We start from the raw sequence: 20,560 nt of genomic DNA, 5'->3' as shown, positions 1-20,560 counted from the left end.
ATTTATACGCACTCTTTATTGAAAAGTCTAGATGAGAACGCCTATTGTAGATTCTCTGGCGGCAATGCCCAAGGCGCTTGCGTGGCAGTGCCCTCTAGGCCTAATTTCCACACTCGACCAAAATGCTTGTAGTGACCAGCTTCAGTGCCCGCTCTTGGCCCCATTCCATGGTAGAGGTCAAGGTGGTTCTGTTTCACCGCACCACCGGTATCAAGCACAATCAGTAAGCGTAATTGGTGAGCACCGCTCCAAGTGCCATCCGGTTTGAGTAACGGCACCTCGGCTAAAATAGGGGTGCCCATCGGGAAGATAGAACGATCGCCCGCCACCGACGCCATAGGCAACAGTGGGATCCCTGCGGAACCTGTCACAGGTGCATCAGCTCTAGGGCTAAAGAATACATAAGACGGGTTTTGCTCTAACAACTCACGGACCGTCGCTTCATCATTGGCAAGCACCCACTCCTTTATGGCTTTCATCGACATTTTCTCGCGTGGGACTTCACCACGCTCAATCAGCACTCGACCAATACTAACGTAGGCCTTGTTGTTTTTACCGCCGTAGGCAAAGTATTCAAGTGTGTCGTCATCTTCAAAATGAACAAAGCCACTCCCCTGAACTTCCATTAAAAAGGGATCGATCATGTTGGCTGCATAACCGAGCTCAAGCCCTAACCCTTCCAATGCACCTGAATAGATTTCAGCGCGAGTTGGGCACTCGACCTCACAGTTGGGTTTGCGATACACAGGGTATTTATATGTTTCGTTCGGTTGGTGGCGCAGCTCCATAACTGGCGAAAAGTAGCCTGTAAAAAGCACATTACCTTGTTTGTCACCGCCACCTAATTGCGCGGTTTGAATACCAAATTGGCTTAGCTCGCTTGGCTCACCACTTAGCAACACCCACTCATTGAGCTTCTCGTAGAGCGGTTGATACAACGCAGCCATGGACGGGGAATTCACAACCACTTGCTCGGCTTGACGGTGGAACTCGGTAAAATCACGCGGCTTGTCGGACTCGACCACTGCCGTTTTATTCAAAATCGAATTGAATTCACCATCACGATATTGTTGAGCTCGCTCGGTTGGTTGTGCGCAGCCAAATAGTACGGTGGCTGCAACGATAGGAAGATATTTTTTTAACACAGGTTAGATTCCTCTCCAGCAATGGGCTCAGCATGACAAACTGAGCCAAATTGCGCAATCAAAGAGAGGTTAACGAATGTTATTTTTGAATTTTTCTGACAAACGAAACACGGGTTGATAATGCGCCTGGGAGACTAACTTCATCTCACTAAAGGATTCATTGAGCATTTTATAACGGCGAACGGAGTCTCCGACGCGATACTCAACGAACTGACCATCAAAGCTGAACTCTGTATCGACAATACCGCCGTTGATGGAAACGCCATTCGGTCCCAAGGTGAACTCTTCGGCAGAATAGAGCGCTACATCTTGCTCAATCCAAGTGCCAAATACGCTCGACTTAGGAAACGTGACCGAAAGATAGTGTTGATACAGAGGAATAGACAGCGCGACCACTGCAGCGAATACCGCGATAAAAAGCAGTTGAATCGTACGCTCGACTATTTTCTTTTTATAAGAACTCGAATTGTCCACTTTGTTCTTGACCGTTGCGCTACTGATAAGCTCACCTTCTACTAGTGTACGACGAAATCAGGCCATAAGTTGGTTCAATACCAACATACCGGACATGTTGGGTCATTCTATACCACTTAACGATAAACAGAACCACTCTCTGTAAATAGCTTTTTGACAATTGTTCCAAAATACCGCTTGCCCAAAAAGGAATAAAATTGCAGTATTATTAAATATAAATTCACTCAAGTCGTACCATGAAAATAAGAAACACAGCACTCGTAAAAGGATTCAGACAGTCCGTTCCTTATGTTAACGCACACCGCGGTAAAACCATGGTCATCATGCTGGGCGGTGAAGCGGTCGCAGATGGGAATTTTTCAAACATTATTAGCGATTTAGCTTTGTTACATAGCCTTGGGGTTAAGATCGTCTTAGTCCATGGTGCTCGCCCGCAGATCAATGCCATCTTACAGCAAAATAACCACAACTCACCCTATCACAAAGGCATTCGAGTGACCGATGAAACGTCACTCAACTATGTCATGCAAGCGTCTGGGCAACTTCAGCTAGCCATCACAGCGCAACTTTCGATGAGCTTAAGCAATACGCCTATGGCAGGCACTCAACTGAATGTGGTGAGTGGAAACTTTATTATCTCTCAGCCATTGGGCGTTGATGACGGCATTGATTACTGCCACAGTGGTCGTATTCGTCGCATCGATGTGGAAGGCATCAACAGAATGCTCGATCAAGGCTCTATTGTCTTGCTCGGTCCAATCGCGAGCTCGGTAACTGGGGAGTCATTTAATCTCCTCTCTGAAGAGGTTGCGACTCAAGTCGCGATCAAACTCAAAGCAGACAAACTGATCGGCTTTTGTTCTGAGCAAGGCATTATTGATGAAAACGGAGATGCGGTCGCGGAGCTCTTCCCTCGCGAAGCCGAGCAAATACTGCAAAAACTAGAACAAGATATCGACGCAAGCAGCGATAACTCTTCAGGTACATTGCGCTTTCTTCGAGCGGCCATCTCAGCATGTCATGCTGGTGTACCTCGTAGCCACTTAGTCAGCTATAAAGTCGACGGAGCCTTAGTACAAGAGCTGTTCTCATTAGACGGAATCGGCACCCAAGTGGTTCAAGCCAGTGCTGAACAAGTCAGACAAGCGGATATTGATGATATCGGGGGGATTTTGGATTTGATTCGCCCATTAGAAGAGCAAGGCATTTTGGTGCGCCGCTCTCGTGAACAGCTTGAGCAAGAGATCCACCAGTTCACCATTATCGAGAAAGATGGTTTGATCATTGGCTGCGCAGCACTCTACCCGTACCCTGAAGAGAAAATGGCGGAAATGGCTTGTGTCGCGATCCACCCGGAATATCGCGATGGGAACCGTGGTTTGCTGCTGTTTAACCACATGCGTCTACAATCAAAAGCGCAAGGCATTAAGCAGATATTTGTGTTGACGACACACAGCCTACATTGGTTCAGGGAACAGGGTTTCCATGAAATGGATGTCAACTTTCTACCTTCACAGAAGCAAAACTTGTACAACTACCAAAGAAAGTCCAAAGTGCTTGCGATCGAGCTCTAGGTTATGAAATTCTCACATTGGAGACATAATTTCATAAAATTGACATAAAAAACCTACTTTATTCCCTTTATTTCATATCTTCATTTGGTTAAAATTTCGGCTCCTTGTTCAAGGAGCCCATGGGACTCATCTCTACTTAACTTTTCAAGTTAGGTTGCACGGATTGCTTTAGGTTGATAACAACGTCACTAAGAGCACTATTCGATGAAAACTATTATTTGTAACTCAGTCCAGAGCTTTTGGGATATGGCGGACAATGAACTGCTAGAAGGCTTAGATGTACACTGTGTCTTTCCCGTTACGGAAGGTTTGAAAGCCTTTATCTTGAACTACCAAGAAAAGTATCAAATCCGCAGTATCTCTTTTTCAACCGCTCTTGCTTAAACGCTGCACACTCATTTCGCTAACCAGGGATGGTTAAGCGCCTCACTCACTCAGACGCTTTATTAGACCACTCGCCCGTTCAGTTTGAACTCGAATACCTCGCTTCATCACTCGCTCATCGATATACAAACTCAAACGCTTTTTAGCTCGGGTAATACCGGTATAAATAAGTTCTCGAGTCAGTATTGGCGTAAAGTCTGGCGGTAGGATCATTAGCGTATGCTCGAACTCACTTCCCTGAGATTTATGGATCGTCATAGCGTACGCCGTTTCATGCTCGGGCACTCGGCTCGGTAACACCGCTTTGACACTGCCATCAGGTAACTCAAAGAAGACTTTCAGCTTGCCCTCTTGTTCATCGCGAATGCACAGCCCAATGTCACCATTGTACAGACCCAGCGCGTGATCGTTTCGCGTCACCATCACTGGCCTACCGTGATACCAAAGCTCGTCTTGAACTTGAATTAGCTTGCGATTAAGTAACGCTCGCTCAATGCGCTGGTTTAATCCAGATACGCCAAAGTCACCTTCGCGAATCGCGCACAAAAGTCGGCATCGGCTAAAGGCGTCCAGTGCCGCTTTCGCCATTTGCTTGGTAGTTTCAAGCTTACCGGTTTCAGGATGAGGCAATGTCTGCTCAATACGCTTTAAGTAAACGCGATACTCACTCACCAAGCTCTGAACCATCTGACTGTAGTGTTGGCTATCAATGGGGAATTTAGCGATGTCAGTAAACTCTTTTTGCCAAACCCAATCCACTTGCTGTGCCGAGCCCGCATTGATCGCTTTCGCTAGCTGACCGATCCCCGAACGAGCGTCAAATCGGTAGCTTTTTTGTAGCATGCATAAGCTATCGGCAATGGTCGCGGCGTTATGATGGCTATGTGCCAAGGTTTGATATCCCGTCAGTTGGCTGATCTGCTGAGCTTGAGCACTGCCATAGCCAAATTGATGGAATGAGCAGATATCACCAAGCACCGCCCCCGCTTCCACTGAGGCCAGCTGATCCTTGTCCCCTAGCAATATCAGTCGCGCATGTTTGGGCAGAGCGTCGACCAATTTGTACATCATAGGCAAATCGACCATTGACGCTTCATCGACAACCAAAATATCGAGGTGTAACGGGTTGTTTTGGTTATGGCGAAATTCAGCGCTGTTTGGCAAAGCGCCCAACAAGCGATGAAGCGTGCTTGCATCGGTTGGAATCGCCTCTTTGAGCTTAGGGTCAACGGGTAACTGTGAGATGGCTTTACCTATTGACTCAGTCAATCGCGCTGCGGCTTTGCCCGTTGGCGCAACCAGTTTGATGGTCGGCACATCGCCAGATTGTTTAGCCTGTTCGATAAGCGCTGCCAGTAATTTGGTCACCGTCGTCGTTTTGCCCGTACCAGGTCCACCCGAAATAACTGCGAATTGACGCGTTAATGCCACCGCCGCCGCCACTTTTTGCCAGTTTACACACGCAGCCTGTGGGACAAGTTCATCGAGCACTGATAATTGCTCGATGGTTCGCACCTCTGCGAGCTTTTGGCCTATGGCAGACCAATCGATCTGTTCCTCTGCCACCACGTCCAAATGGTCACACACTAACTGCTGCCTTTGAACTGCAGTCAGAGAAGGGTAATTTTTAATACTTTCATACAAATAGCGATAATTTCTGGCAAACAAATGATTAAGAAGTTCAGTCAGCTTTTGCTGTTCAGCGGGCTTTAGGATCATGGGTGTCCCAAAGCTATTTAACCGCTCAGCCAACGTCACTTCGTAATGCCAATAACGATGCAGATAAAGCCGTTCGCCATCAAAGACCAATGGCAGGGCTTGGGCACTTTTTGCCACCCATGGCGAGCTTTCTAGCAGTTTGATCCAGTCAACACCGACTAATAATAAGTTCAGCGCCATTGCACCGTCACCAAACAAGCCCAGTTTACTCGCCAAGTCGACAGCTTGACCTTCCCCATCAAACAGCGGCAAACAGACATGGCCTTTGCCCAATTCGCTACTGACCACACCGGATATAAACGCCAACGCTTCATCATTGGATTGAGCGTAAATAAATCGCGCAAACTGATAGTCCAATTGACGTAATGAACCTTTGTGAGCAAGCTGTTCTAATGTTGAAATGAGTGGTGATGCCATCAGATTAACTCCCCCTGACCTGCACTGTTGTATTTGGTATCAATGGGTAAGCCGTCAATCAAGCGATCCATATCATCGAGAAACTCCAAGCTCGGTTTTGCCGAGAAGATACCATGGCTGCTCTCGCCGTCCATACCACGTAAAAATAGGTAGTAAACGCCACCAAAATGTTGCTGATAATCGTAGTTGGGCAAGCGGCTACGCAAGAAACGGTGCAGCGCCAATGCATAAATCTGGTACTGCAAGTCGTAGCGGTGATCGGCCATCGCGGCTTTTAGCGCCTCGCCATGATAGTAAGAAACATCGTCCCCCAAATGGTTCGATTTCCAGTCCAAGACGTAGTATTTACCCTTGTCTTCAAAGACCAAATCGATAAAGCCCTTTAGCATCCCTTGTACGTTTTGAAAACCAAGATCCCCCGCTTTCGCCGAGAGCGGATCGTGACGTTGAATAACGCGATTTAAGGCGGGTGCTGATAACACTTCAATCGGCAGTAAAAACTCCATCTCAACCAGTCGTTGTGATGGCTTTTTCTGATTCAAGATGATCGATTTGCCGTCTAACGGTGTGGCTAATACGGTATCAATCAGCGACTGCAAAATAGGTAGCCAACTTGGATCTAATTGCTCACTCTCCATTAACGTGATGATCGCTTGTTGATTCTCTTCACTGCTGGCTGGCTGAGTGAATTCAATCTCTTCAAATAAGCTATGCAAGAACGTCCCCGGCCTTGCGCCACGTGGGAAGGTAAAGATCGTCTGCTCAGGCTCTAAAAGCTCGTCTTCGTCTTGCTCACCGGATGAGTCCACATCCAGACGCATCAAATCACTTAGCGCATCATCACCATGGTGGCTGTGTCCTTGCTTCACTAAGCCAGAATAACTGGTGATCCGCCAGTTTCGGTCGATACTTTGCGCCAAGGTGCGAGCGTGAAGCGTCTCTGTTTCTGTCGCCACAACGTGCAACGGCGCCTCATGCTCATCAGGTAACCCTGTGCAAACCACTGGCTCCAACGCTTCAACCTGAGCTTGAATCGCTTGCGCCAAATCATTGATTCCACCTTCTTGCCCGTCTTGAAGAAGATAGCCCATCGCACTGTGGTGAACGCCGGTTGGCTCCTTGGTTGAGCGTCCATTTCTCAGCGGTGCAGCGCCAATAAAACAGCCATAGACCGCACGCGTCAATGCAACATAAATCAAGCGGAGATCCTCCGCTAAACGCTCTTTATCCGCTTGCTTGAGGGATGCTTCATGCTTAGTAATATCGAGAATGGTTCTGTCTTGAGTCGCGTCGTAGTATTTGGCCTCGCTTGCTTCGCGGTAACTGAGCACAAAAGGTAAAAAGACTAAGTCATATTCCAAACCTTTCGACTTATGAATCGTCACAATCTGGACGAGGTTACGTTCAGATTCTAAGCGTTGGATTTGGTCTTCGCTGCCCCCGAGCCCATTTTGTGCATCGCTGATCGCTTGCGCCAACCAACGCAGTAACCCATGGTCACTGTCCAGTTCTGTACTGGCTTGCTGCAACAATTCGCCGATGTGCATCAAGTCGGTCAGGTTACGCTCACCGTTGTCTTCTTCGAGAAGTCGTTCTGCAATGTGACGTTTGCTCATCACACTACGCAGCATAGGTAGCACACCTCGCTGAACCCAAAGCTTACGATACTCTTTGAACTCATTGATGGCGCTTTCCCACTCATTTTCATCGTTGTTGAGCTTGTCTAGGGTTCCGGCATCTAAGGCAAACAGTTCAGACGCCAAACTCGCTCGCAGCGCCCGATCATTTTCCGGCGTCAGCACCGCTTGCAGCATACGTTGTAAGTCCGCCGCCACCACCGAGGTGAATACGCTGTCTCGGTTAGAAAGGTAGACACTGGCGATCCCTTGTTTCGCCAATGCCTCCTTCACCATTCGTCCTTCGCTGCCAGTTCTCACCAGCACCGCAATGTCGCCGGCTTGAACTGCATGCGCTCCTTTACCATCTTCAAAGTGGGCTTCACCAATTTGCGCCGCTGAAAGAATGGTTTGAATTTGGTCCGCCGTTGCTTTCGCCATTGCCGACAAATATTCCCCTTTTGGCAGTGGCTTTTCGTCGGCATCTTGCAGCCAATACGTCAGCGCGGGTTGCTTTTGGCCTGCCATAGTCCAAACCCTTTTTTCAGCGTTTGGACTGTGGTTAACAGGAAGAAAGGGAATGTCTTGGTCGTAGATAAATGGACTTGTTGGCAAAGAGAAAATTTGGTTGACCGCCGCGACCATATCCGCGCTCGAACGCCAGTTAGTGCCCAAGGTGAAATGGGAAGAGACCTGATTTCTTGCTTTGATGTAAGTAAAAATATCAGCGCCGCGAAAACCATAGATGGCTTGTTTCGGGTCACCGATCATAAACAAGCCAAACTGAGGATAATCGAGGTAGATTCGGCTAAAAATGCTGTATTGTAGTGGATCGGTATCTTGAAACTCATCGATCATCGCTACCGGATACAAGGTGCGAATTCGCTCAGCAAGTAAGCCCATTTCATCACCGTCTATCGATGCCGATAGCTGGGTGAGTAAATCGTCAAATGATAGCCACTGCTTCTGCTGTTTCGCGCTGGCAAGCATTTCGCGGCAATGTTCAATCGCGTGCGCCAAGATCGGCGCTTTTAAGCTGATTGGATTGGCAAGAAAATCGTCAATCGCGATAAAAGTATCGTGCTGCGGCGCACTGCCTTTCGGCGTTTTTTCTATCAATACGGTTTGGGCAAACTTTTCCAGCTTATCAGGATAGTCATAACTGACCGTCTCAGTGCTGGCCCAGACATTGACGGCCTCTAGCCATGCTGGCAGCGACTTTTTGCTGTAGCTACGCTTGTTGATGTCAGACTCACTGATCAACGCTAAATAGTCATCTTGTCCAGATCGCCACTGCGCTTTAAGCGCATCAATCGCCGCAAGGTTTTGTTGATGAAGGTCCGCTAAACTGCCCTGCATGGCTTTCACCGACAATGCAAGCGGCGCTCCGGTTAGGTAATTGGACACTTCCGACAGCAATGCAGCTGGCGATCCCCAAATTCGGCGCACTTCACCTGCCAATTGAATCGGCAGAGGATAAAAATTACGTCGCCAGTAGTCGGCAACAATTTGCGCTTTTAGGTGGCTTTCATCGGTCACAAATTCGTTGTTAAATCGACTGCCAGATTCAAAGGCGTTTTGAGTCAACATTCTTTGGCAAAAGCCGTGGATGGTGTAGACCGCCGCTTCGTCCATCTGCCGTTCTGCTTGCAGAAGAATGTTAGCCGCCTGCTTGTGATCGTCAATCTCTTCAAGCAAGGGCTGAATCACAGGGTCATGAGTTTGGCCTCGGGCAAAGGCTAATCTAGCATCATGGATTCGCGCTCGAATTCGATCTCGTAGCTCCGCGGTTGCCGCCTCGGTAAACGTTACAACTAAAATTTGATCGACCGTTAACGGAGTTTGATGTTGGGTTTCTGAACTACCGTGCCCCAATAACAACCGCAAATAGAGACCCGCGATGGTAAAGGTTTTACCTGTACCCGCAGAAGCCTCAATCAGACGTGCGCCATGAAGAGGAAAAGTCATGGTATTTAGCGGAGTCACCATAGACGATGCAGTCATAGAATATTTGCCCTTTGAATGTAAAGCCGACAACCAACTGTGATCCCGGCTTAAAAATGCGACTTATTAATAAATATCCTTTAAAAGTGAGAGTTTTATGCGATCCCTCTCACAGCAGAATATTATTCTAACCGTTAGTATGCGCCCCACGTGTTGAGCAGCCATCTGTGCTGCAAGAGACCAACCGAATCATGGTCCCTCTGACCTGTGGCCGTACAGCGAACGCCCTACACTATAATGATTTACTGGCGGCCACCTACTTTCTTATTCCAACTCATCATTTGATTTCACCATGAGCCTTGGTGCTTGAATCACCCTTACTGATATGTCTCGAGCTTTGGTCGCCAACTCTTCGTTCCAAGCGGGCCAAATCCGGGAAATGTATGCATTGTTGCCTTCACCAGTCGCCATATAACTGTCGTTGAAGACGTCCGCCATTTTCTTGCGTGACTTTTCTTCATCGTCCACCCAATTCCCTCGACTAAATCCAGCCTCAATACAAGCCAATGCCGTTTTCGGGAAATAGCACAAAGGCTCGGTCATCCCTTGGTAGAACAGGCCAATGAGCTCAGCCAGCAGAGCTTTCGCTTGCTGTGCATCTTCCATTGCTGGGTAAACTAAATGCACCACGCCTTCTTTGCGATCGTATCCGATCATATGCGTTCGCTTGGCATGCCCCATTGCAGACATAGCAAGGTGATCAATCCATGCCGACAGGTAATCTTGTGAGCGGATTTGACCACTGCGAAAACGAATCAGCCCCGACTGATAAAGCTGGGTAAGCCAACCAGTAAACAGCACGGGCTTGTTCTCTCCTAACACATCAAACTCAAGCTTGACTTCAAGATCGTCAGCGGCAGATTGGCACAAGAAGCCAATCTTCTCGACCAACTCTTCGGTTTGGACACGGTTGGTTTCAAACTCGATATCGCCAAATGCGCCAACGGGCAATTTGCCTTGCGCACGTTGGGTAGCGATAAATTGCTCTATCACGGTTTGGCTATCTTGTTGCGGCTCTAATAACGCAGCTAGCAAGCTGTCTCGAATTTGGTAGCTCTCTAGCCCTCCAAGCACGAATGGCTCATCATCTTCCATAACAGGTAATGGCGGCTCAAACATCACTTTTAGACGGCGGTTAAAGAAATATTGCACAGGCAATCGCCAGAAACGCTGCAACTCAACGAGATCCAGCTCCAGTGGGTAAGTGGCATCCAGAAGATAATCTTCAAGCTGGCGATTAAACAGACCACTTTGCTGCCCTTGCCGATTGGCCGCGGGTAACCACTCTTTCGCATAGCTTGGCTGCGTGCCAATAAATGCGGTTGGGCTGAACGGCACCATCGAATGATGGGAGATTAAGGAAGCCAACAAACGATCACCCGATTCATCGCACGCCAGTGCCTGATCGCCTTCTAAGCAGTAGTTTTGATGGCAATACTCCAACAACTCTGAGACCAGCACCGAAGGGACGCGCTCAGTGTTGTCTTGAATCGAGCGTCCCACATAGCTGATGTATAACGTCTGCTGCGCAGAGAGCATCGCTTCTAAGAACAGATAGCGGTCATCATCTCGGCGAGATCGATCGCCGGGCTTTGCTCGCCCTGTCATCAAATCAAAACCTTCAGGTGGCATTGAACGCGGATACACACCGTCATTCATGCCCAGCAAACAGACCGTTCTAAACGGTATTGAGCGCATCGGCATCAAGGTACAGAAGTTCACTTGACCCGCGAGGAAGCGCTGGCTCACTCTGGTCCCCGAAAGCTTGTTTTGCAAATACTGAGTGATAACCGAAGGGGTTAGATCTTGTTCAAACGCGGCGTCACTTAATTGTTCTTTTAACGCCGATAACGTATCGCGAATAGACTTTAATGCAACTTCACCTTCTAATTCTACCGAGAAGAAATCATCGAGAAGATGCGTTAAGGTTTCCCGCCACGCGTCAATCGACTGAGTCAGGCTGAGTTGGGCCCGGTATGCCTCGATACACTGAATAAAGTGCGCCAGTTTCCCTGCCAACTCAGCGCCCATTCCTTGCACTTCGTTATAGGGGGCAAGCGCGCCATTCGCCCCATTGAACAAACCCGCCGATTCAGGCATTGCGTAGCCAAGCAGCATACGCTCGATGCCAAACTGCCACGTATTTTGCTGAGTGTCTGGCAACTCAAATTCGCGCCCTGTGGCTCTATTTAGCCCCCAGCGAATCCCCGACTCCTCGACCCACTGCTTAGCCTGAATGAAGTCATCTTCCGTCAAACCAAAACGAGCCAAAATAGCGGGTGTTTCTAACAGCTCCAATAGTTCAGAAGCAAGACAACGTGTGTTGGGCAAGTTCACCAGTTGCATGAAAGCGTTGAGAATGGGGCTCTCTTGATCGGCGGTTCGGTCAGAAATAGAGTAAGGAATAAAGCGCTCACCCGGCGCATTACCAAACACCGCCTGAATCGCAGGACTGTAAGCATTGATGTCTGCCACCATCACGATGATATCGCGTGGTTTCAGCGTTGGATCCGCATCAAACATCCCTAGCAACTGATCATGAAGCACTTCTACTTCGCGCATTGGGCTATGGCAAGCGTGCAAAGATACGGAGTTGTCCCCACCAATAACGACTTGCTTATGCTGGCTGGTTTCAAGCTGCTCATCGTCTTGATGCTCTTCTAGATTGAGAATGTCGGCTTGCAGTTGATGGAGCAGAGAATCTCGCTCAACATCAACAAAGGCTTCAATCTCGTTCGATTCAAGTTGCGATAGTAAGTACATGTTGTCACGGCCAAGTTTGCCCATGGACGCCAACAAACTGTTGCCGACAACGTCAGTGTGCAGCTCATCATCTAGGTTATCGTCAATCCCGCCTTTTAGCTGTGCGGACTCACCTTCCAGTTCAGAGTGGTTCTCTTTCCAAACCAGATGTTTACGATGTTTCGCCGCCAAACGCGCAAGGTATTTTCTGTCTCGCACTTCCCCCCAGTAATAACGGCACGGGTTGGTAAACATAAGGTGGACGTCAATGTGCTCACCAATCGCTTTCAAAGCATCCATATAACGGGGTGGAAGCGAAGTAATACCGAAGACAAACAGACGCTTAGGCAGATGTGAAAAGTCACCGTTATAGTTTTCCAAGGTGTCGATAAAATGCTCGTACAGATTGGCGCGATGGTAAGGTGATTGGTCTAACGCGATGGTATGGTCATACAGCGCTTGCCACAAAATGGGCTGCCATGGGTGCTCCTCTTCCAGTTCTAGAACAGGCTGACCTGCTTCCCAACTGGCGATCCACTCCGGTCTGTACACCAAATAGCCATCAAAGATATCGGCAATTTTCTCGGACAGTTGATAGAGCTTGCTGCTGTCTTGATCCTTGTCCAAGTAGCGGCGCAGCGGTTCAAATTCCGCTTGTGCCAGCATGTCAGGCAAGATACGCATCAACTTCCAAGTCATCGCTTCTTTATTAAAGGCACTGCGTTTGGGAACGTCAGGCAACACTTCAGTAAACATGTTCCAGATGAAGGTCGCTGGCAGCGGAAACTCAATGTTGGCAGCAACACCAAACTCTTTGGCAAGCTCCATCTTCAGCCACTGCGACATACCCGGGCTTTGCACCAGAATTTGCTCGGCTTCAAAAGGGTTTTCTAGTGGATTGAGTCTTACCAGCTCAACGAGGAGTGACTTTAAAACATCGACTTGATTGGAATGGTAAACAGTAAACAAAATGTACTCACGCTGATCTTGCCCTAATTAGGATTGAGACTAGCACAAGCAAGACGGTTAGCAGAGCACTATAAGCGTATGATTTGGCTCGAATCAAAATAGCCGCTCAACCCTTGAACAAGTTGAGCGGCAACTCAGATCCTACAAAAGCTATTCTAAGGGCGGGCAGTCAAACCCAAAGCCTGACTGACTGGTCGATAAAAGGCCAAGTAACGCAGTGCCACGTAGCTCACCACCGCGGTCGCGATGACCAGTTCAAACCCAGCAAGCCAGTGAACTTGGCAAACATACTCTGCCGCTACGCCAACGTGTTCCATCCATGCTGCAAGTTTATAGAGCGCCGTTGAGCCGATCACCATTGGGAAGGTAAACGCCGCATAGCCAGGACTAAATGGCAATCTCAGTAGTTTAAAGAAGGCCAGATAGATAATCGCAGTCATTAATACCGCAATACCAAACAGCAGGCCCACGATCACTGGTGAAGGCTCGCTACTCACCGTTAGGTAGCCCGCCAATGATAAGCTAGCAGGCGCCGCAAGAATTGCCATTGTCGGTTTAGCCGCATCAGGAATTTCCTGACTGAACATAAAGCGATAAATCATCATGGGTAGCATGACCGCATACGCCAACATACCAAACATCAAGGCACCATTAGCAACACCGCTCAGTGCAGGGTTACCTGAAAACGATACATCGGCAACGATAATGCCTACCGGTGGTACAAACCAGCTCGGAACCATATGGTGTAGCTCAAAGTCCTTAGCGCGGTGGTAAAGAAAACTCACCAAAAAGACAACGTGTAAACCAACGGCCACCAGCCACAGTCCATCTCCTAGCATCGGATGAAAGTGCCCCAAAGAGTTAGACACAACCATGGTGCCCATCGCGAAGGTCGGCACCACACTGCCCACGACAGGGTGCGCTAAATCTTCACGCAACAAATGACGGTGAAAAAGAAATTTAACGGCTAGCACAATGAGCAACACACTCGCTAGCGTAGCTCCTGTCCATTGCGCATAACCATTAAACGACGCGGCGTTTTCCCAACACCAACCTAAACTGGCAATCCCTAGCGCTAAGCCAGCCATTGGGGTTGGCGCACCCATCACTTTTGCTTTTGCTGCTTTAATCATTGTTGCCTCACACACTCTTTGTTTAGGCGTTCAGTTTACGCTTGCCAAACGTTCGAAAACATCTAATTATTTAAAACACTCGTTCAACCAAACTAAACGACCTTATGGCAGCCAATATTTCGCTCAAACAACTCAAAGTGTTTATCACGATTACTCAGCACGAGACGCTCACCTCCGCGTCTGAAGCGCTGTTTCTATCCAAAGCCGCCGTCAGTATGGCGCTCTCAGAGCTCGAGAAACAGATCGGCCACTCCCTATTTGACCGGGTAAACAACCGTCTTATTCTCAATCAAGAGGGGCAGAAGTTACTGCCATTGGCTGATGAGCTTATTGAGCGAGCGCAAGATATTGAACAGCTCTTCGATAACGACCAAACCTTGTCGGGCGAGCTGAAAATTGGCGCCAGTGACACCATAGGCAACCAAGTCGCGCCTTATCTGCTTAGTGATTTTCGTCAACAGACACAACACAGGTCGCAAAGCTTGTTTATCTCCAACTCAGCGTTGATCTGCGAAAAGTTGGTCGACTATGAGCTCGATCTCGCGTTAATCGAAGGGAAGACCTTGCATCCGCAATTAATCTCTCAGCAGTTCAGTGAAGATGAAATGTGCGTAATCTGCCCACCAGATTCCCCGCTCGTGAAACAAACTCACGTTCGCGTGGGCGACTTAGAAAGCAGCGAGTGGATACTCCGAGAGCCAGGCTCGGGCTCAAGAGAGTTTTTCCTTCGCGTGATAGCGCCTCGCCTTGAGCATTGGCATGAGTCCTTTCAGCTCAATACCACCGAAGCATTGATTAATAGTGTTTCAGCAGGGTTGGGGTTGGGCTGTTTGTCGAGGTTATCCGCTGAGCCCGCCATTCAAGATGGCCGCGTTGTTGAGCTCAAGTTGCCTCTCGATATGAAAAGACGCTACTGGTTGCTGGTTCATAAAGAGAAGTATCAAAGCCCACTGCTGAAAACCTTTATCGAGTTTTGCTATCAGTGGCGGAAAGACTCAACAAGTTAGACAGCGCGGGCACAAAGAGTAGCCACTTGGATCTCAGAATCACCGCATCATCTAGACTTAATTGGTCAAAAACTGTATAAAAAGCCAGTAATGATTTTGATAAATTTTGACTAGAGGACCAACCATGGCTGTAATCGTCAAGTACGTGGTAGAACGCAATGGAGAAGAGAAAATGACTTTTACCTCTAAAGCGGAAGCTGACGCATATGACAAAATGCTTGATATGGCGGATGAGCTGTTCGAGCTACTGGGTAAAAGTGACCTGCTAGAAGACGAAGGCAAGCAAGAAGACTTGGCGATGTTCCTAGCTCAAAACAAAGAAGAAGTGCTATATGCACTTGGAGCGAAGCGCAAGCCAGCTCCAAAGAAAGCAAAGAAAGTTGAAGCAGTCGAAAATACTGCTGACGAGCCGCAAGAAGACGCCGCTTAATCAACCTCCAAAATGCACTCAAGCCTCAGCACTACGCTGGGGCTTTTGTTTTAGGGAAAGTAAATTCTTCAGCTTTACCCTAATACCTGATGAGTCCTCGCGCTATGATTGAGACAGTTTCCTGCTATCGAGAATCCCGATGAACCATCATATCGAAGTCTGTATCGACAACTTAGAATCCCTCAATCAAGCCATTCAAGGTGGCGCAACTCGAATAGAGCTCTGCTCCTCCCTTGCTTTAGGCGGACTGACGCCGAGCTTTGGTTTTATGAAAAAAGCAGCGCAGATTTCCACCGTTCCGGTCTATGCCATGATTCGTCCTCGCCAAGGGGATTTTCTTTACGATCAAGACGATATTGATGCCATGCTACTCGACATTGAAGCAGCGGCAGAAGCGGGCTTACAAGGCATCGTGTTTGGTGTGTTGAATGCCGACGGCACAATCAACATCGCTTTGTCTCAACAAATCATGGACCGCGCCAACCTGTATGGCTTAGGAACAACCTTCCATCGAGCCATTGATCAATGCAGTAATTACCGCGAAGCCATTGAGCAAATCGCAACACTAGGCTGTGAACGTATACTCACCTCTGGACTCTCGGAAAATGTTGAACAAGGCATTGATGTGCTCGCAGAAATGGTGCGCTTAGCCGACGGGCGTGTCTCTATCATGGCAGGCGCCGGATTAAACGATAGCAACGTGGTTCAAATCGTTACGAAGACTGGCGTGAGAGAGGTTCACCTTTCAGGTAAGTCGACTCGTCGCAGTCACATGGCGCACGCCGACAGTAAAGCCAAGATGGGTGCTAATGACGTGGATGACTTCACCATTCCGGTTACCTGCGCAGACAAAATTCAAAAGGTCGTAAAGGCTCTCAGTTCTCAGCGGTAATTCTTATCTTACTCGGCTCTAGTGCTAACATATTGATAGTTAGAGCAGCCGCAGTAGGGAGAAGCAGATGGCGAAACTGGATAAAAAGTTTTACGAGAACGAACTCGAGAAGCTTCAAGTCGAACTGGTCAAGCTACAAGAGTGGGTTAAGCAAGAAGGTCTGAAGGTCGTTGTTATCTTCGAAGGACGAGACGCTGCCGGTAAAGGCGGTGTCATTAAACGCATCACCGAAAAACTCAACCCACGTATTTGTCGAATTGCCGCGCTGCCCACTCCAACCGAAAAAGAGAAAACCCAATGGTACTTTCAACGTTACGTGGCACACTTACCTGCCGCTGGAGAAATCGTATTGTTTGACCGCAGTTGGTACAACCGCGCGGGTGTAGAGAAAGTGATGGGCTTTTGCAGTGATGATCAATACGACGAGTTCCTGCGCTCATGCCCTGAGTTCGAACGCATGTTGCAGCGTTCTGGGATTATTCTGCTCAAGTATTGGTTTTCCGTATCCGATGAAGAGCAAGAAAAACGCTTTTTAGGACGCATCAACACCCCAATCAAGCGCTGGAAGTTCAGCCCCATGGACTTAGAGTCACGCAACCGCTGGGCTGAATACTCAGAGGCTAAAGACAAAATGTTCGCCTATACCGATACCAAGCATTGCCCTTGGTGGGTGGTCCCTTCTGATGATAAAAAACGCGCTCGCCTCAACTGCATCAGTCACCTTTTGAGCCAAATTGATTATCACGAAGTAGAATACCCTGCCGTAGAACTACCTGAATTAAACAAAGAAGGGTATATTCGAGCGCCTATTGAAGACCAAACGTTTGTCCCCGAAAAGTATTAGAAATTTTATTTCAACGCATCATCAATACTTTGTTCGCCCAAGTGGCGAACATCTTTGCCTTTGACAAAGTAGATGATGTACTCACAAATGTTTTGACAACGATCGCCCACGCGCTCAATCGCACGCGCAGACCACATGACCTGCAAGATATTCGGAATGTTCTTAGGATCTTCCATCATGTAGGTCATTAGCTGGCGAATGACCGCTTCATATTCCGCGTCTATCTTGTCATCAAGCTTATACACTTCAGCGGCGGCATCGACATCCATTCGTGCAAAGGCATCCAGCACTTGGTGTAACATGGCAATGGCTTGGCGACACAAGGGTTCAAGCGACACTTGAAACTGACGCTCTTTAGAAGATGGGCTCTCTATCGCAACATAGGCGATTTTCGTCGCCACATCCCCAATACGCTCAAGGTCGGTGATGGTTTTGATGATCGCCATAATGAGGCGCAAATCTTTGGCCGTTGGCTGACGCTTGGCAATGATCCGAGTGCAAGCTTCGTCAATCGACACTTCCATCGCGTTCACTTTATGATCATCGCGGACCACTTTGCGCGCTAACTCAATGTCTTCTTTGTGCAGAGCTTGCATCGCAAACGACAATTGCTGCTCTACTAATCCGCCCATAGTAAGAACATGGGTTCGAATGGATTCGAGTTCGACATTAAATTGACCTGAAATATGGCGCCCAAAGTTCATTAATTATCCTTAAATCCTATAAGTGTATTAACCGTATCTACCTGTAATATAGTCTTCGGTCTGCTTTTTCAATGGTGAGGTAAAAATAGAGTCAGTATCTGAGTACTCTATCAACTTACCCATGTGGATGAACGCCGTATGATCGCTCACACGAGCTGCCTGCTGCATGTTGTGCGTGACGATCACAACCGTGTACTTGGTTTTTAAATCATTGATCAGCTCTTCAATGGTTAGCGTCGAAATCGGGTCCAACGCGGATGTTGGCTCATCCAATAATAAAACCTCGGGCTCAATCGCAATCGCTCTTGCAATCACCAAACGCTGCTGCTGACCGCCAGACAAACCAAACGCATTTTCGTGTAATCGGTCTTTAACCTCATCCCACAAAGCGGCGGATCGGAGCGAACGCTCTACTGCATCATCCAAGACTCGGCTATTTTTAATGCCTTGAAGACGCAAGCCATAAACAACGTTTTCATAGATCGATTTCGGGAATGGATTCGGTCTTTGAAACACCATGCCAACTCGGCGACGTAAGGTGGCGACATCAACGTCAGCGTCATAGACATTTTTATTGTGCAGTTTTACTTTGCCAGATACCTGACACCCTTCCACTAAGTCGTTCATACGATTGATGCAGCGAAGCAGCGTCGACTTACCGCAACCTGACGGGCCGATAAACGCAGTCACCTGACCTTTCGGGATTCGCATCGAAATATCGGTGAGCGCCTGAGCATTTTGATAGAACAAGTTAAGCCCCTCGATCGAAATCGAGGTCTGCTCATCGCTCAAATTATTTACATCTAATGGCGGCTGATAGCCCAATGTTTGATCGACTGAAAACATGCTCTAATCTTGTCCTAATGTGCGGTATTTTTCACGCAAGTTATTACGAATACTGATTGCCGTTAAGTTAAGTCCAATGATGACCGTCACGAGCAAGAAAGAGGTCGCATAAACCAACGGTCTTGCTGCCTCAATATTGGTGGTTTGAAAGCCAACATCGTAGATATGAAAGCCTAGGTGCATAAACTTTCTTTCTAAGTGTAGAAACGGAAACTGACTATCAACAGGCAGTGTCGAAGCCAACTTAACCACACCAACGAGCATCAATGGCGCCACTTCGCCCGCTGCGCGAGCAACCGCAAGAATAAGTCCGGTGATAATTGCAGGGCTTGCCATAGGCAGAACGATACGCCACATGGTTTCAAATTGCGTCGCACCCAACGCCAGTGAACCATGTCTAACGGAGCTTGGGATTCGAGTTAACCCTTCCTCAGTCGCGACAATCACGACAGGAAGTGTCAACACCGCAAGTGTCAATGCCGACCACAACAGACCCGGAGTACCAAAGGTCGGCGATGGTAAATGCTCGGTGTAAAACAACGCATCAATTGAGCCACCTAAGGTGTAGACAAAAAAGCCCAAACCAAACACACCGTATACAATCGATGGGACACCTGCAAGGTTAATCACTGCCACACGGATGATTCGTGTAAATGCGTTGTTCTTCGCGTACTCATGAAGATACACCGCCGCAATAACCCCTAACGGCATCACAACGATCGACATGATCAGTACCATCAAAACCGTACCAAACATTGCAGGGAAAACCCCACCTTCAGAGTTGGACTCACGAGGGTCGCTAGACAAGAACTTCCACGCTTGCTGTGCCCAATGGCCAATTTTATCCAACATCGACATCTGATTCGGATACCAAATATCGAGAATATCGCTCAAAGGAATTCGGTATTGATCGCCATGCATATCTTCAATCACCAGCCCTTGTTCGAGCAGTTGCGATCTCAATCGATCTAACTCGGCTTCCATATCAACAAGTTGCTGGCTGATGATACGGGTCTGCGTGTCGTAGCGGGTGATAAAGGCTTGATCGAGTTTTCCATTCAACTCTCGTCGGCGTTTCTCCAAGCGCAATTGCTCAGCTTGACCACTCAAGACACGAATTTGCTTGGTGACCAATCGATCAATGTCGTCACGCAGCTCACCTGCAAAAGCCAAACCGCGAGTAATATAGGTTAAATGATCGCCAGAAACCTCTTCACCGTGATAGTAGCCACGAGGGATACCAAAGAAGTCTCCCCCACGCGTCCGCTCCACTACAGCCCAGCCTTGCGGTCGCGTTGCTTCGAGCAAGTCTAATTCCAACAGTGAGATAAAATCCGCAGGGTAGATATCTCGGTTGGCCACCTTGATACTGAGACGTTTGACCTGCCCTTTTTCTTCTACCGTCGCGGGCAGAATAATGTCCATCTCTCGCAAGTGGCTTATAGGTACATACTCTTCGGCGTAGAGTTGACCCACTAGACTATCCCCTTGCTGGGTTTGCCATTGATAAAGTGGCGCTGGCCAAAAGTAAGAGAGCCCCTTCCAGCCAATCAGCAATAACAGCCCCAACACAGACAACAAGCTGATGCTCACCGCACCGCCTGTTAACCATATCCAAGGTGAACCCGATTTTAGCCACTTAAACACAAATAACGCTTCC

Annotated in this window: 15 protein-coding genes; 6 read left to right on the top strand and 9 right to left on the bottom strand. The window is 48.2% G+C overall.

All coding sequences use genetic code 11. From position 1 onward, the window contains the following. Positions 1-41 precede the first annotated feature (41 nt). Both mltA and U9J37_RS00665 read right to left on the bottom strand, forming a co-directional pair. Positions 42-1,145 (bottom strand): murein transglycosylase A, encoded by a 1,104-nt coding sequence (gene mltA / locus U9J37_RS00670; protein WP_005471473.1) that lies wholly within the window; start codon positions 1,143-1,145, stop codon positions 42-44. Between the two features lie 69 nt (positions 1,146-1,214). Then, positions 1,215-1,619: a DUF2850 domain-containing protein gene (locus U9J37_RS00665; protein ID WP_005471439.1), complete on the bottom strand. Its 405-nt coding sequence runs from the start codon at positions 1,617-1,619 to the stop codon at positions 1,215-1,217. Between the two features lie 236 nt (positions 1,620-1,855). On the opposite strand from U9J37_RS00665, the gene argA reads away from it, so the two are divergent. Next, positions 1,856-3,193 carry an amino-acid N-acetyltransferase gene (gene argA, locus U9J37_RS00660; RefSeq protein ID WP_005471480.1) on the top strand — a complete coding sequence of 446 codons (1,338 nt, stop codon included), beginning with the start codon at positions 1,856-1,858 and terminating at the stop codon, positions 3,191-3,193. Positions 3,194-3,397: 204 nt separating this feature from the next. After that, positions 3,398-3,577 (top strand): hypothetical protein, encoded by a 180-nt coding sequence (locus U9J37_RS00655; RefSeq protein WP_038139940.1) that lies wholly within the window; start codon positions 3,398-3,400, stop codon positions 3,575-3,577. A gap of 42 nt (positions 3,578-3,619) precedes the next feature. On the opposite strand, the gene recD is transcribed toward U9J37_RS00655, so the two are convergent. The 4 genes from recD to U9J37_RS00635 all read right to left on the bottom strand — a co-directional run bounded on the left by recD (position 3,620) and on the right by U9J37_RS00635 (position 14,177). Then, complete coding sequence (gene recD / locus U9J37_RS00650; RefSeq protein ID WP_005471459.1) at positions 3,620-5,713, bottom strand: exodeoxyribonuclease V subunit alpha; 2,094 nt, start codon at positions 5,711-5,713, stop codon at positions 3,620-3,622. Beyond that, positions 5,713-9,333: an exodeoxyribonuclease V subunit beta gene (gene recB / locus U9J37_RS00645; RefSeq protein ID WP_043886832.1), complete on the bottom strand. Its 3,621-nt coding sequence runs from the start codon at positions 9,331-9,333 to the stop codon at positions 5,713-5,715. The genes recD and recB overlap by 1 nt, the downstream gene beginning before the upstream one ends. A gap of 264 nt (positions 9,334-9,597) precedes the next feature. Beyond that, positions 9,598-13,044 (bottom strand): exodeoxyribonuclease V subunit gamma, encoded by a 3,447-nt coding sequence (recC, locus tag U9J37_RS00640; RefSeq protein ID WP_005471524.1) that lies wholly within the window; start codon positions 13,042-13,044, stop codon positions 9,598-9,600. Between the two features lie 155 nt (positions 13,045-13,199). Then, positions 13,200-14,177, bottom strand: a complete 978-nt coding sequence (locus tag U9J37_RS00635; protein ID WP_005471442.1) for a TDT family transporter — start codon at positions 14,175-14,177, stop codon at positions 13,200-13,202. Positions 14,178-14,281: 104 nt separating this feature from the next. On the opposite strand from U9J37_RS00635, the gene U9J37_RS00630 reads away from it, so the two are divergent. From U9J37_RS00630 to ppk2, 4 genes are all read left to right on the top strand, one after another. Next, a complete protein-coding gene (locus U9J37_RS00630) occupies positions 14,282-15,184 on the top strand; it encodes a LysR substrate-binding domain-containing protein (RefSeq protein WP_005471506.1) in 903 nt (300 codons plus the stop codon). A gap of 124 nt (positions 15,185-15,308) precedes the next feature. After that, entirely contained in the window at positions 15,309-15,614 is a 306-nt protein-coding gene (locus U9J37_RS00625) for a YebG family protein (RefSeq protein WP_005471483.1), read from the top strand. 139 nt (positions 15,615-15,753) lie between these two features. Then, the gene (locus U9J37_RS00620) at positions 15,754-16,506 is read left to right on the top strand and encodes a copper homeostasis protein CutC (protein ID WP_005471491.1); all 753 of its coding nucleotides are present in this window, start codon (positions 15,754-15,756) and stop codon (positions 16,504-16,506) included. A 67-nt stretch (positions 16,507-16,573) separates the two neighbouring features. Continuing rightward, complete coding sequence (gene ppk2, locus U9J37_RS00615; protein WP_005471453.1) at positions 16,574-17,350, top strand: polyphosphate kinase 2; 777 nt, start codon at positions 16,574-16,576, stop codon at positions 17,348-17,350. A gap of 5 nt (positions 17,351-17,355) precedes the next feature. Here the strand turns inward: ppk2 and phoU are convergent, their stop codons facing one another. The 3 genes from phoU to pstA are packed head-to-tail and all read right to left on the bottom strand — an operon-like array spanning position 17,356 to position 20,547. Beyond that, positions 17,356-18,054: a phosphate signaling complex protein PhoU gene (gene phoU / locus U9J37_RS00610; RefSeq protein WP_005471437.1), complete on the bottom strand. Its 699-nt coding sequence runs from the start codon at positions 18,052-18,054 to the stop codon at positions 17,356-17,358. Between the two features lie 27 nt (positions 18,055-18,081). Then, positions 18,082-18,900: a phosphate ABC transporter ATP-binding protein PstB gene (gene pstB / locus U9J37_RS00605; protein ID WP_005471455.1), complete on the bottom strand. Its 819-nt coding sequence runs from the start codon at positions 18,898-18,900 to the stop codon at positions 18,082-18,084. A 3-nt stretch (positions 18,901-18,903) separates the two neighbouring features. Continuing rightward, the gene (gene pstA, locus U9J37_RS00600) at positions 18,904-20,547 is read right to left on the bottom strand and encodes a phosphate ABC transporter permease PstA (RefSeq protein ID WP_043886833.1); all 1,644 of its coding nucleotides are present in this window, start codon (positions 20,545-20,547) and stop codon (positions 18,904-18,906) included. Between the last annotated feature and the right edge of the window lie 13 nt (positions 20,548-20,560).

This window comes from Vibrio sp. 16, assembly GCF_963681195.1.
Lineage (GTDB): Bacteria > Pseudomonadota > Gammaproteobacteria > Enterobacterales > Vibrionaceae > Vibrio > Vibrio sinaloensis_D.
This window is presented reverse-complemented; position numbering and strand designations above follow the sequence as displayed.